The organism is Streptococcus mitis (genome assembly GCF_946190325.1).
Classification (GTDB): Bacteria; Bacillota; Bacilli; order Lactobacillales; family Streptococcaceae; genus Streptococcus; species Streptococcus mitis_CF.
The window spans coordinates 14,189-26,918 of sequence record NZ_CAMHZR010000006.1; the positions used below are offsets into that span (position 1 = coordinate 14,189).

Sequence of the window (12,730 nt, forward strand, 5' to 3'; positions counted from 1 at the left end):
TATCAAAAAAATCTGGAAATGTCATTCCAGATTCTGCTTTTTTATTTACGTTTTCTTGCGATGAGATGAATCGGTGTTCCTTCAAAGACAAAGGCCTTGCGGATTTGATTTTCCAAGAAACGCAGGTAAGAAAAGTGCATGAGTTCTTCTTCGTTGACAAAGATAACAAAGGTCGGTGGTTTGGTTGCCACTTGAGTCGCATAGAAAATCTTAAGTCGTTTTCCTTTGTCTGTCGGTGTTGGGTTGATGGCAATGGCATCCATGATAACATCGTTCAAGACAGCTGATGGAATACGTGTATTTTGACTTTCACTGATTTGCTTAATCATCTCAGGAAGTTTGTGGAGACGTTGCTTGGTCAAAGCGGATACAAAGATAATCGGTGCGTAAGGCAGGTATTGGAACTGCTCACGAATATCTTCTTCCCAGTTTTTCATAGTGTGGTTGTCTTTTTCAAGTGTATCCCACTTGTTGACCACGATAATCATCCCTTTACCAGCTTCATGGGCAAATCCTGCAATACGCTTATCGTATTCACGAATACCTTCTTCCGCATTGATGACCATTAAGACCACATCTGAACGGTCAATAGCACGCATGGCACGCATGACAGAATATTTCTCGGTATTTTCATAAACCTTACCAGACTTACGCATACCAGCCGTATCAATCATGGTAAACTCTTGACCATCTGTATCTGTAAAGTGGGTATCAATAGCGTCACGCGTTGTTCCAGCAACAGGACTAGCAATAACACGGTCTTCTCCCAAAATAGCGTTAATCAAGCTTGATTTTCCGACGTTAGGACGACCAATCAAGCTAAACTTAATGACATCTGGGTTTTCTTCTTCATATTCATTTGGAAGATTTTCCACAATAGCATCTAGCACATCCCCTGTACCGATACCATGGACAGATGAGATAGGCAATGGTTCACCCAAACCGAGAGCATAGAAATCATAGATATCATTTCGCATCTCAGGGTTGTCCACCTTGTTAACTGCGAGGATAACTGGTTTGTGGGTCTTATAAAGCTTACGGGCTACGTACTCGTCCGCATCGGTAATCCCTTCCTTACCAGACACGACAAAAACGATAACATCTGCTTCTTCCATGGCAATTTCTGCCTGGTGCTTGATTTGTTCCATGAACGGAGCATCGACATCATCGATTCCTCCTGTATCAATCATGCTAAAAGAACGATTGAGCCACTCACCCGTCGCATAGATACGGTCACGTGTCACTCCTTCGACATCTTCTACAATGGAGATTCGCTCACCAGCGATCCGATTAAATAGGGTTGATTTCCCAACATTGGGACGTCCTACAATGGCAATAGTTGGTAGGGCCATAATTTCTCACTTTCTACAATAACTTCTTCTGTTCAAGATTTTTTCTAGTTGAGCTTGGTTCAGCTTGACCAAACTGTTCTGCTAAGCGCTGACTCCAACTTGTGGTCGCACGCGCCCCAGCATAGTCAGCCTGTACACGGTCGTAAGCCTCAATCACATCAACTGTTTGTTCCTGATATTCTTCCTCAAATACTACTTGATTCAATGGCAAGCGAGGTTTGACTTCATGTTCTTCATTTGGAAGACCTAGTGCCATCCCAAAAACAGGATAAGTATAGTCAGGCAAATTAAAGAGTTCTGATACTTCTTCTGACTTGTAACGCACCAAGCCAATGATGACACCGCCATAGCCCAAACTTTCAGCTGCCAGCAGGGCATTTTGACCAGCAAGGGCCGCATCGACCGAACTAATCAAGAGGCCTTCCACACCTTGAGGTTGGAAGGTGTCAGTATGAAGTTGAGCTCCCTTTTCAGCTCGGTTCAAATCTCCGACAAAGAGAAGGAAAACAGCAGATTGGCGAATGGCTTCTTGAGGCACCAATTCATACAAGGCATCTTTCTTTTCTTGACTTCGTACCGCAATCACAGAGTAGGATTGGAAATTCTTCCAAGACGAGGCCATCTGAGCTGCTGTCAGGATTTCAGTCAAGTCCTCCTGAGGGATGACTTGCTCCTTAAATCTTCGAACAGACTTATGAGCTTTCATCAGTTTAATCGTTTCTGTCATCGACGGTTCACTCCTTCTAAACGAGTCTCCTCAGCCAGATAACGGATACGTTCCATGACCCGTCTGGCTTCCCAGGTTTCGTCATTTCCATGTTTCCCTTTAGCGAAATGCAGCTCCAATTCTTCAAAGTTGAAGTTGGATGTGAAAAAGGTCGGTAAATTTTCCTGCATCCGATATTGGAGAATGACTTGTAGGATTTCATCCCGCACCCAAGCTGTTGATTGCTCGGCACCAATATCATCTAAAATCAGGACTTCAGAAAGCTTAATCTCATCCACCAAGGTCTTGACATTACCATCACCGATAGCATTTTTGACATCTATGACAAAGCTAGGATAGTGGAGGAGAGTTGATGAAACACCACGTTTTTCTGATAAATCATGGGCTAAGGCAGCCACCATGAAACTTTTACCCACACCAAAATCTCCATATAGGTAAAGACCTTTTCTAATAGCTGGATATTGTTCCACGAAAGCTAATAGCTTTTCAAAAACTGGCAAGCGCCCCAAATCATCCAAATCTACTTGAGCCAAACTAGCTTTCTTGAGACTGGCTGGCAGATTGATTAACTTGAGACGATTCTTAATAGCCGCTTCTTTTTCTGCTGCGATTAGTTCAGGAGTTTCTTCATAAGAAACATCCGCATAGCCATGATTCATAACCAAAATCGGCTTGTAGCCTTTGGCAATATAAGCCGTATCCCCACGGAGAAATTTGTCACGCTCGGTGATGTACTGATTAAACTTGGAGATACTGCGATTTAATTCCTCTGGAGTCAAGGATTCTTGCTGGATAAAGGCCGCAACATCAGGGTCCTTCATGATTTTCTGGACCAAATCTTGATAATGAAAACGGCTAGGTTGACGTTTGAGTACGTCTCCGACACTTTCCATCTAATCTCCTCCTTTTTCTAATCGAGCTAATAGTTCTTGTTTCTTACGTTCTAGTTCCAGACGAGTTTCCTCGCTGGTTTCATTCTTATAATCTGGATTGCTCCACTTGGGTACATTGGACTTGGCAGGACCGGGTTTACTAGTTTTTTGAACCTGACTTTTCTGCCCTCGCTCACGGATTCGCATGACTGCTTCTTCTGCCGAATGAATCTTTTGATAGGCATAGTCATTGGCTACTTTCATGGCATATTTCTCATTGATATTTGCCGAATCCACCTTATTAAAGGTCAACAAGAGAATGATATTAATGACTTCGTCCAGCAAGCCCAAGCCAGCCATCTGTTGCAAGAGTTCCCTTTCTGTTTGGGTAATACTTGCCTTACGAGTTTGCTTGATTTCTGCTAAGAACTGCAGGGCAGTTTTACTTTTAGCCTCTTTGATAATGGTTGCTTCCTTAGGACTAAAGTCAGAGGAAACAGGTTTTTGAGCGATTTTTTCCCGCATGCGTTTGGTTGAAATAACCTGGGAAACAGCTGTTGACTTGGCCAATTGATAAGTTTCAAACCAAGTCCATTTCTTCTCCTCAGCAATGGCAAAGAGGTTTAAGACATCGGACTGCTCATCCGCAAAACGAAGCCCATCTCGAGCCATAATCTGACGAAAATGGTCCAAGTCAAAATCGTTGGCCACTTTCTTCTTGAGACCAAGGTCTTCTTGACTTCCCAGTTCTGCCAAGTCTGGAAAGACTTGATTGAGTGAGACAGGTATTTCTTCACCATCAGCACTTTCAACTTTCAAATCCTCCACAGCTGCATCGCCAATCTTTTTCTCCAAAAGTCTGCGATAAACAGGATGCTCCAAGAAATCTTGACTTGAAAGAGGAGCATGGAGGGCTAGCTGATAAACATCCCCCTTTTGATAGAGGGTTAAGAGATTGAAAGCAGATAGGATTTTCAGGGATTTTATCAGTCTATCCATCCCAAAGTTGAGATGGTTAAGAATGCTTGAAAAAAGATATTCCTTTCTACCATTATCCCAAAAATTGATTGTATAAAGATAAAGGCTCAGTGCCTCCTGACCGATAATCGGGAGGTAGCACTGTACCAGAGATGAGGTATCTTGCGACACCCGATTATTCTTTAGATAAGAAAAACGGTCAATTGGCTTCATTTATCTTTCCTTTTTCTTTTTAGAGGACTGGGTGATTTGTTGGAGCAAGCTCTCTAACTCACTAACATCCTTAAAACTACGATAGACACTGGCAAAACGTACATAGGTAATCTCATCTAACTCAGCCAACTCCTCCATGACGAGTGAACCAATGTCCTCACTTTGAATTTCATTTTCATTTCGACCACGGAGTTTCTGTTCGATACGATTGACTACCATGTTGATTTCATCACTTGACACAGGACGTTTCTGGGCTGAGCGAATAATCCCATTAAAGATTTTATCTCTGGAGAATTGTTCCCGTGTGCCATCTTTTTTAACAACCACTAAGGTTCTTTCTTCTACTCGTTCGTAGGTTGTAAAACGGTGCTGGCATTCGTCGCACTCACGTCTTCTACGAATGGTGTTCCCTTCTTCTGCTTGGCGACTATCGATAACACTTGACTTGGTAGCCCCACATTTTGGACAACGCATCCTTTCCCTCCTTATCGTTTTCTTTTCATTATACCATTTTTTAAGCGATTCCCAAAACAATTCTTCTTTTTGCTTGACAAGTTTTTTGTTTTGTTGTATTATTTAATTAAGACAAAAGGATAAAAGAAAGGAGACCAAGATGTCCTGGACATTTGACAACAAAAAACCCATCTATTTACAGATTATGGAGAAAATCAAGCTTCAGATTGTTTCCCATACACTGGAACCCAATCAACAACTTCCAACCGTGAGAGAGCTAGCTAGCGAGGCTAGTGTCAATCCAAACACCATCCAAAGAGCCTTGTCAGACCTTGAACGAGAAGGATTTGTCTACAGCAAGCGCACAACTGGACGATTTGTGACTGAAGATAAGGAACTGATCGCCCAATCACGCAAACAATTATCGGAAGAAGAATTGGAACACTTCGTTTCCTCCATGACCCATTTTGGCTATGAAAAAGAAGAACTACCAGGCGTAGTCGGCGATTATATTAAAGGAGTTTAAGCCTATGTCATTACTAGCATTTGAAAATGTATCCAAATCTTATGGAGCAACACCAGCCCTTGAAAATGTTTCTCTTGACATCCCAGCTGGAAAAATTGTTGGTCTCCTTGGGCCAAACGGCTCAGGAAAAACAACCTTGATTAAACTAATCAATGGCCTCTTACAACCAGATCAAGGACGTGTCCTCATCAACGACATGGACCCAAGTCCAGCAACCAAGGCCATCGTAGCTTATTTGCCGGATACGACCTATCTCAATGAGCAAATGAAGGTCAAAGAAGCCCTAACCTACTTCAAAACCTTCTATAAAGATTTCAATCTTGAACGCGCCCATCATCTACTTGCAGACCTGGGCATTGATGAAAATAGTCGTCTCAAGAAACTGTCAAAAGGAAACAAGGAAAAGGTACAACTGATTTTGGTTATGAGCCGTGATGCTCGTCTCTATGTTCTGGACGAACCCATTGGAGGTGTAGACCCAGCAGCCCGTGAGTATATTCTCAATACCATTATCAACAACTACTCCCCAACTTCTACCGTTTTGATTTCTACCCACTTGATTTCTGATATCGAGCCAATCTTGGATGAAATTGTCTTCCTCAAAGACGGAAAAGTCGTCCGTCAAGGAAATGTAGATGATATTCGCTATGAGTCAGGTGAATCCATTGACCAACTCTTCCGTCAGGAATTTAAGGCCTAAGCAAAGGAGATTATTATGTTTTGGAATTTAGTTCGCTACGAATTTAAAAATGTTAACAAGTGGTATTTAGCTCTCTACGCTGCTGTTCTCTTCCTCTCTGTTCTTATTGGAATTCAGACACAATCCTTAATCAAACTACCTGAAAAAAATCTATCTGTTCTACTTTTTTTTCTATCTACTGTCTTTGGTGGTTTGATGGTTACACTTGTGATTTCAACTATCTTCTTGATTATTAAACGATTCAAAGGAAGTGTCTATGACCGACAAGGATATCTGACTTTAACCTTGCCAGTTTCTGAACACCATATCATCACAGCCAAACTAATCGGTGCCTTTATCTGGTCGTTGATTAGCACTGCTGTCTTACTCCTATGTATCTATATTATCTTATTGTCAACAAATTCTGATGCAGTTCAACTTTCTACTCTTCTGTCATTTGTTGCAGAACATTTTACCGGCTTTAGTCTTACTGTCTTATCCTTCCTACTAAATACCATCTCAGGAATCCTCTGCATCTACTTGGCTATTTCCATCGGACAACTGTTCAATGAATACCGTACCGCACTAGCCATTGTAGCTTATATCGGTATCCAAATCGTCATTGGATTTGTAGAAGTCTTCTTCAATACCAGTGCGAACTTCTATGTCAATTCACTTGCAGGGTTTAATGATAATTTCTATATGGGAGCAAGTACGAGTATTATTGAAGAACTCATATTCATAGCTATATTTTACCTCGGAACCTACTACATCTTGAGAAACAAGGTTAATTTGCAATAGTTTTAAAGTCTAGCGACAATAACTCGCTAGACTTTTTTCGTTCTCAGGACTTACATTTTTATATGAAGTATTTAATAAAAAGGAGTATAATGACTTTAAAACTAATTACATGTATATCGATAGGGAGGTCAACTCTTTATGCTGAGAAGATTTGTTACTAAGAAGCACCTCGTACTTTACTTCTTTTCTATTGCCATTACTTGGCTGGAAGCGATTATCACGCCAGCCCTTGTTCAGAATATTGTTACCAGTTTTACCAATCAAGAGCTAGGCCTTCTTTGGAAAGTTTTGATTTTGGGAATCCTTGGAAACCTCATCCTCTTACTAGGCTTAGCTGGGAAACGCTATTACTACGCTCGTTTGATTACTGACTTCAAATATGGAATCAAGAGTGCTATTTTCAAGCGATTTTTAAACAGTTATGAGATTGATGAAAAGGATATTTTGTCCGACCTAGAAAATGACGTCAAGCAACTAGAAGAAAGCTATATTGAGCCAACGGTCATCATCATTTCTTCTCTTGGCTTCACAACTGTGTCCATTCTCTATGCCCTATGGACTAATTTTTACCTAGGCTTGATTTTCATCCTCTTCTACTCCTTTCCTGTACTCTGCAGTGCTATCGGATCAAAGCGTTTGGACTCACTTTCTGAAAAGCGGTCCACTGTTAACCAGAGCTACTTAGCAAGCTTGACAAATTTTATTGGTGGTAGCCAACAAATTCGCCATTATCAGGGACAAGACTACTTTTTTACTCGCTACCAAAAACAATTACAAACCAGTCTAGATGCCGAAATCAACTATGAAAAACAACGCACTTTAAACAGTCTCTTGATCAATAGCATCGATGCCTTTTGTTCTGTCACACCAATCGTCATCGGTGGCTTTATGACCTACTATAGTTATTTAGATGCGGCGAGTTTTGTGGCTATCTATCTAGTTTCCCATAATATCGGCTATCAATTCCAAGAGTTGGCTTACTTTACCAACACCCGAAAAGCGACTCGAACTCTTCTCAACAAATACCAAAAACTTTTGAACCAGTCTGATCCCATCTCGCCTAGAAGCATAGAAAATATTTTCCCTATCCAACTTGACACCATCTCCCTTGAAAAAGAGGGGAATAGCCTCTTGTCTCCGATTTCCATACACATCAAGCAAGGAGAAAAAATTGCCATTATCGGGGAAAGTGGCTCTGGTAAAACAACCCTGCTCAATATCATTCATGGAGAAGAGACACCAACAAGTGGTCAGATTAGCTTTGCTGGTCAGAACCTGTCACGTCAAGAAATCACAAGTATTAGTTCCTATATTCTCCAAGATAGCCATTGCTTTGACACGCTATCTCTGGAAGACAATATCCTTCTAGGACTGGATAAAAATCCAGAGACTTTAAATCATATCCTCAAAAAAACAGGATTAGAACATTTGAAAAATCGACCCCTCAGCAATGATAGTCTGTCTGGTGGCGAGAAACAACGCCTAGAAATCGCTCGCTCCCTCTACCATGATAGCCAACTCATCTTAGCAGATGAGATTAAGGCCAATCTTGACTCGGAAAATAGCAGAAAAATTAGCGACTTGCTCTTCTCCCTACCTCAAACAGTCATTGAAGTCATTCACCACTACACGGAAGAAGACTTAAAACACTATGACCAAGTCATTCACTTAAGCAAAGAAAAGTAAAAGCCTATAACATACGATTTTAAAAAGCAAGGAATTCGGGTTCCTTGCTTTTTAACTCAATATCAAACTGGCTACAATAGGGCTGACAAAAACATAGAGAATACCTGTGACACCGATAGCCAAACCACCCATGGCTCCTGCTACAGAACCGTATCGAAAGGCTGTTCCCGTTCCGACAGCATGACCTGTTCCTCCAAGGGAAAGACCAACAGCTACTGGGTCGTCAATTTTCAACCACTTCAAAAGGGTCGGTCCGATGACACTGGTTAAAATCCCAGTCGCCACTACAACGACCAAGGTCACAGTCGTCAGACCTTGCAATTTTTCTGTAATCCCCACTGCCATAGCAGTTGTCACTGACTTAGGAAAGAGAGAAATGGCTAGGAAAAAGTCCATTCCAAAAATCTTAGCTACAAGGGCTGTGAAAGAGGTATTGACAACTACTGCTAACAGACTACCAAAGAGAATACTCCGTGCATGGTGCTTCATCAAGTGAAAACTCTTATAAAGCGGAATCCCTAGAGCCACGGTCGATGGGACAATCAAGTTGTTCAGATAAACCCCACCTTGGTAGTAATCTTGATAAGAAATACCCGTCACCTTTAGAAAGATGATAATAAAAACAGCTGACAAAAGCAAGGGCGTTGTCAATGGATGGGGAAAACGTCTGTAAATCAGCATTCCCGCTAGATAAGCTAGGATTGACAGGGCAAGCCCAAACAAGGGATTGGAAACAAATTCACTCATTTGGCATCTCCTTTCTCATAATCTCCCTCAAACCGTCGTTTGATAAACTGAACTACCAAGGCTATGAGGATAATATTAATGACTGCTGCAAAAAAGATAATCAAAACAATTGGCAAAAGATAGGGAGCAATCACATCAAACTTTTCCATGATTCCCACTGCTGGCGGCAAAAAGAGAATGGTCATATTGGCCAGTAAGAAATTCCCAACCATGTTGACATGCCTGATTCTCAGCCACTTGAATTGTAGGGCTAGAAAAAGAATAATCAAACCGATAATACTGCCTGGGATGGGCAAATGAAAGAAACTAGAGATCCCCTCTCCGATTAGAGAAATCACAAAGAGAATCATTAATTGAACATATAATTTCATCCTAAACTCCACGAAATAGACTTCTTGCATACCAGTTTACTCTTTTTTCAGAAAATTTCAAGGAAATATACAAGAGTCATTAAAAATTAGAGAGGAAAGGGGATACAGACAATTAAAGACTAGTGAAAACAGCGTAATTTAGGATAAAGGATGCCTGCGTCTTTCTTGCTAGCTCTTTTGAAAAGTAGTATAATTATTGCATGCGCAATCATCTTGTGATACAGAGACTGTCCGCGAATGGACATTCTTCTATGCTATAACTCTAAAAAGAAAGGAGATACTATGACCTATTTGGAAAAATGGTTTGACTTCAATCGGCGTCAGAAAGAAATTGAAAGTCTCTTGGAAGAGACTATTGCCCAGCAGAGTGAACAAAGTCTGACCTTGAAAGAGTTTTACCTGCTCTACTATCTGGACTTGGCTCAAGAAAAATCTTTACGCCAGATTGACCTGCCAGATAAACTTCATCTGAGCCCGAGCGCTGTTTCTCGGATGGTGGCTCGCTTGGAAGCCAAAAATTGCGGTCTGCTTAGTCGCAGGTGTTGTGATCAAGATCGACGCTCTAGTTTTATCTGCCTGACAGGTGATGGGCAAAAAACACTGGCCACACTACAAAAGGCTGTCGAAGAAAGCTTGGAAACTGGTTTGGATTTCTTGATTTAAGATGATTTTAGAAAAAAGTTGCGTGCGCAATCATTTTTCTTGACATTCTCTTTTACAAGGAGTAAAATAAAATCATCATTAAACAAAGGAGTTTTAAAATGATTGAAATTACCTATCTAGATGCCAGCAAGAACGAAAGAACTGTGACGTTCGAATCTTATGAAGACTTTGATCGTTCACAACAAGCTTGCCTTATCGGCGTCGCAGACTACTACCCTGTTCAAAAATTGACTTACAACGGTCATGATTTGGACTACCATGGGACTTATGGAGATGTCTTCTTCTATCTCAAGAAACAAGATTTAAGCCAATATAACTAAAAAAGGAGAAATACAATGGCAAAAGCAATTACAGATGCAACATTCGAACAAGAAACAAAAGACGGTTTGGTCTTGGTAGACTTCTGGGCAACTTGGTGTGGTCCATGTCGTATGCAAGGTCCAATCTTGGACAAATTGTCTGAAGAACTTTCAGAAGATGTTTTAAAAATCGTTAAAATGGACGTTGATGAAAATCCAAACACAGCTCGTGCTTTTGGAATCATGTCTATCCCAACCCTTCTCTTCAAAAAAGACGGCCAAGTGGTGAAACAAGTTGCTGGTGTTCACACAGCAGAACAAATCAAGGCCATCGTTGCTGAATTGAGCTAATCAAACGAGAGACCAAGTACTTGCTTTGGTCTCTTTTTTCTTGCCCTTTGCCATTTTTCAAAAAATATGCTAGACTGTATGTAGAATATTACGATGTTTGGGACATGCCATCGCTAAAAAAAACCTTGACTTGGTATTTTTTAGCTCCCTCAAGGGAGCTTTTTGCGTGCTCTGAACATTTCCCATTTTGGAAGGAGTACTATGAAACGTCAATCAGCCTTGGTCGTCTTTAGTGGCGGTCAAGATTCTACAACCTGCCTCTTTTGGGCTAAAGAACACTATGAAACGGTCGAAGCCGTTACCTTTGCCTACGGCCAACGCCATCATCTCGAAATTCAAGTTGCTAGAGAAATCGCTAAGGAACAGGGGATTCGTCATCACATCCTAGATATGTCTCTGCTGGGGCAAATCACTGAAAATGCCCTGACCTCTGATCTGGAAATTGAGCAAAAAGAGGGAGAGGTTCCCAATACCTTCGTTGATGGTCGTAACCACCTCTTTCTGTCCTTTGCGGCAGTCCTTGCTAAGCAACGAGGCATTAAAGATATCGTGACAGGTGTCTGCGAGACAGACTTCTCAGGCTACCCCGATTGTCGAGATGTCTTTGTCAAATCCCTTAATGTTACCCTCAACCTTGCCATGGATTACGACTTTGTTATCCAAACACCTCTCATGTGGCTAGACAAGGCTGAAACTTGGGAATTAGCCGACCAACTCGGTGCCTTTGACTATGTTCGTGAAAAGACCTTGACCTGCTACAATGGGATTATCGGAAGTGGCTGTGGAGATTGCCCAGCCTGCCACCTACGTCAACATGGTTTAGATGTTTATCTCTCACAGAAAGGAGAGGACTAATGTTTTTTGCACCCAAAGAAATCAAACAGGAAACTGGAGAGTCTCTTGTCTACAATCCACACAGAACCTTGGTATCAAAAGAGTTCACTTTCGATGCTGCCCACCACCTCTTTCACTATGAGGGAAAATGCAAATCCCTTCATGGTCACACCTATCATCTGCAGATTGCTGTCAGTGGATTTTTAGATGAACGTGGCATGACCTACGATTTCGGAGACATCAAAGCAATCTACAAGAACTACTTAGAACCCCACTTGGATCATCGCTATCTCAATGAAACTCTTCCCTATATGAACACGACTGCTGAAAATATGGTTTACTGGATTTTCCAAACCATGAACCAAGAGTTGCCTGACGAACGTGGTCTCCGTTTGGAATATGTTCGCCTCTATGAAACTCCGACTGCCTTTGCAGAGTTTAGACGGGAGTGGTTAGATGACTAGGGAACGTGTCCTCAAACTACCAGTTCTAGAAATTTTTGGCCCAACCTTTCAAGGCGAAGGTCGTGCAATCGGGCAGAAAACCATGTTTGTCCGCACTGCTGGTTGCGACTACCACTGCGACTGGTGCGATTCTGCCTTTACTTGGGATGGTTCTGAAAAACCAACTCGCATGACAGCTGACGAGGTCATTGCTGAGTTGGATAAACTAGGGAACTACGACTATGTAACCCTGTCTGGCGGAAATCCCGCTATCCTAGCAGCCAACATGGCTGAACTGGTCACCAAGCTCAAGGAACGTGGTGTCACCCTTGCTGTTGAGACCCAAGGCTCTCGCTGGCAAAATTGGTTAAAAGATATCGACCAGGTTACTCTGAGTCCCAAACCTCCTTCATCCAAGATGGAAGTCAACTTTGAGACCCTGGACTTTATCGTTTCCCAACTGGATCCAGACAAGGTCACCTTTAAAATCCCTGTCTTTGATGATGCAGATTTAGCCTTTGCTAAAGGAATACAAGAACGCTACCAACCAGATGTCCTTTTCTTATCTGCTGGAAATCCTGAACCCAAGGCTACAGGAAATATTATCCAAGATCAACTGGACCGTCTCAAAGAACTCTGGGAACGCGTCGCTGCCGACGATAGCTGGGGCAATGTCCGCGTCCTTCCTCAACTGCATACCCTCCTCTACGATAATCAACGTGGTGTTTAAGATTA

The 12,730-nt window shown here is 41.8% G+C and carries 17 protein-coding genes; 10 read left to right on the plus strand and 7 right to left on the minus strand.

The window, feature by feature from the left end:
• Positions 1 to 41 precede the first annotated feature (41 nt).
• The 5 genes from der to nrdR are packed head-to-tail and all read right to left on the minus strand — an operon-like array spanning position 42 to position 4,616.
• The gene (gene der, locus N8M95_RS07385; RefSeq protein ID WP_001207696.1) at positions 42 to 1,352 is read right to left on the minus strand and encodes a ribosome biogenesis GTPase Der; all 1,311 of its coding nucleotides are present in this window, start codon (positions 1,350 to 1,352) and stop codon (positions 42 to 44) included.
• 13 nt (positions 1,353 to 1,365) lie between these two features.
• Complete coding sequence (locus tag N8M95_RS07390) at positions 1,366 to 2,079, minus strand: NADPH-dependent oxidoreductase (RefSeq protein WP_261116929.1); 714 nt, start codon at positions 2,077 to 2,079, stop codon at positions 1,366 to 1,368.
• A complete protein-coding gene (gene dnaI / locus N8M95_RS07395) occupies positions 2,076 to 2,972 on the minus strand; it encodes a primosomal protein DnaI (protein ID WP_049502451.1) in 897 nt (298 codons plus the stop codon). Before dnaI ends, N8M95_RS07390 begins: the two co-directional genes overlap by 4 nt.
• On the minus strand, positions 2,973 to 4,142 hold the full coding sequence (locus tag N8M95_RS07400) for a replication initiation and membrane attachment family protein (RefSeq protein ID WP_261116931.1): 1,170 nt from the start codon (positions 4,140 to 4,142) through the stop codon (positions 2,973 to 2,975). It lies immediately after the preceding gene.
• Complete coding sequence (gene nrdR / locus N8M95_RS07405) at positions 4,143 to 4,616, minus strand: transcriptional regulator NrdR (protein WP_001203672.1); 474 nt, start codon at positions 4,614 to 4,616, stop codon at positions 4,143 to 4,145. It abuts the gene before it with no gap.
• Positions 4,617 to 4,755: 139 nt separating this feature from the next.
• Here nrdR and N8M95_RS07410 point away from each other — a divergent pair, with 139 nt between their 5' ends.
• From N8M95_RS07410 to gggC, 4 genes are all read left to right on the plus strand, one after another.
• Complete coding sequence (locus N8M95_RS07410) at positions 4,756 to 5,121, plus strand: GntR family transcriptional regulator (protein WP_020903240.1); 366 nt, start codon at positions 4,756 to 4,758, stop codon at positions 5,119 to 5,121.
• Between the two features lie 4 nt (positions 5,122 to 5,125).
• Complete coding sequence (locus N8M95_RS07415; protein WP_000054197.1) at positions 5,126 to 5,821, plus strand: ABC transporter ATP-binding protein; 696 nt, start codon at positions 5,126 to 5,128, stop codon at positions 5,819 to 5,821.
• A gap of 15 nt (positions 5,822 to 5,836) precedes the next feature.
• Positions 5,837 to 6,601 (plus strand): hypothetical protein, encoded by a 765-nt coding sequence (locus tag N8M95_RS07420; RefSeq protein ID WP_261038952.1) that lies wholly within the window; start codon positions 5,837 to 5,839, stop codon positions 6,599 to 6,601.
• Positions 6,602 to 6,739: 138 nt separating this feature from the next.
• Entirely contained in the window at positions 6,740 to 8,287 is a 1,548-nt protein-coding gene (gggC, locus tag N8M95_RS07425) for a streptosactin export ABC transporter GggC (RefSeq protein ID WP_212573455.1), read from the plus strand.
• A gap of 51 nt (positions 8,288 to 8,338) precedes the next feature.
• Here gggC and N8M95_RS07430 read toward each other — a convergent pair whose 3' ends face one another.
• Together N8M95_RS07430 and N8M95_RS07435 are read right to left on the minus strand one after the other, a co-directional pair.
• A complete protein-coding gene (locus N8M95_RS07430; protein ID WP_261116932.1) occupies positions 8,339 to 9,034 on the minus strand; it encodes an LrgB family protein in 696 nt (231 codons plus the stop codon).
• Complete coding sequence (locus N8M95_RS07435) at positions 9,031 to 9,405, minus strand: CidA/LrgA family protein (protein WP_261116934.1); 375 nt, start codon at positions 9,403 to 9,405, stop codon at positions 9,031 to 9,033. The genes N8M95_RS07430 and N8M95_RS07435 overlap by 4 nt, the downstream gene beginning before the upstream one ends.
• Before the next feature lie 282 nt (positions 9,406 to 9,687).
• Between N8M95_RS07435 and N8M95_RS07440 the strand changes: the two genes are divergently transcribed.
• The 6 genes from N8M95_RS07440 (at position 9,688) to queE (ending at position 12,725) form a co-directional block, all read left to right on the plus strand.
• Positions 9,688 to 10,068 carry a MarR family winged helix-turn-helix transcriptional regulator gene (locus tag N8M95_RS07440; protein WP_033676510.1) on the plus strand — a complete coding sequence of 127 codons (381 nt, stop codon included), beginning with the start codon at positions 9,688 to 9,690 and terminating at the stop codon, positions 10,066 to 10,068.
• Positions 10,069 to 10,166: 98 nt separating this feature from the next.
• Positions 10,167 to 10,388 carry a DUF4649 family protein gene (locus N8M95_RS07445; protein ID WP_138702992.1) on the plus strand — a complete coding sequence of 74 codons (222 nt, stop codon included), beginning with the start codon at positions 10,167 to 10,169 and terminating at the stop codon, positions 10,386 to 10,388.
• Positions 10,389 to 10,403: 15 nt separating this feature from the next.
• Entirely contained in the window at positions 10,404 to 10,718 is a 315-nt protein-coding gene (gene trxA, locus N8M95_RS07450; RefSeq protein ID WP_001029581.1) for a thioredoxin, read from the plus strand.
• A gap of 201 nt (positions 10,719 to 10,919) precedes the next feature.
• Positions 10,920 to 11,573 carry a 7-cyano-7-deazaguanine synthase QueC gene (gene queC, locus N8M95_RS07455; protein ID WP_023933747.1) on the plus strand — a complete coding sequence of 218 codons (654 nt, stop codon included), beginning with the start codon at positions 10,920 to 10,922 and terminating at the stop codon, positions 11,571 to 11,573.
• On the plus strand, positions 11,573 to 12,016 hold the full coding sequence (gene queD, locus N8M95_RS07460) for a 6-carboxytetrahydropterin synthase QueD (protein ID WP_000464573.1): 444 nt from the start codon (positions 11,573 to 11,575) through the stop codon (positions 12,014 to 12,016). The genes queC and queD overlap by 1 nt, the downstream gene beginning before the upstream one ends.
• Positions 12,009 to 12,725, plus strand: coding sequence for a 7-carboxy-7-deazaguanine synthase QueE (gene queE, locus N8M95_RS07465; protein WP_000196472.1), 717 nt, complete (start codon positions 12,009 to 12,011; stop codon positions 12,723 to 12,725). Before queD ends, queE begins: the two co-directional genes overlap by 8 nt.
• The last annotated feature ends 5 nt before the right edge of the window (positions 12,726 to 12,730 follow it).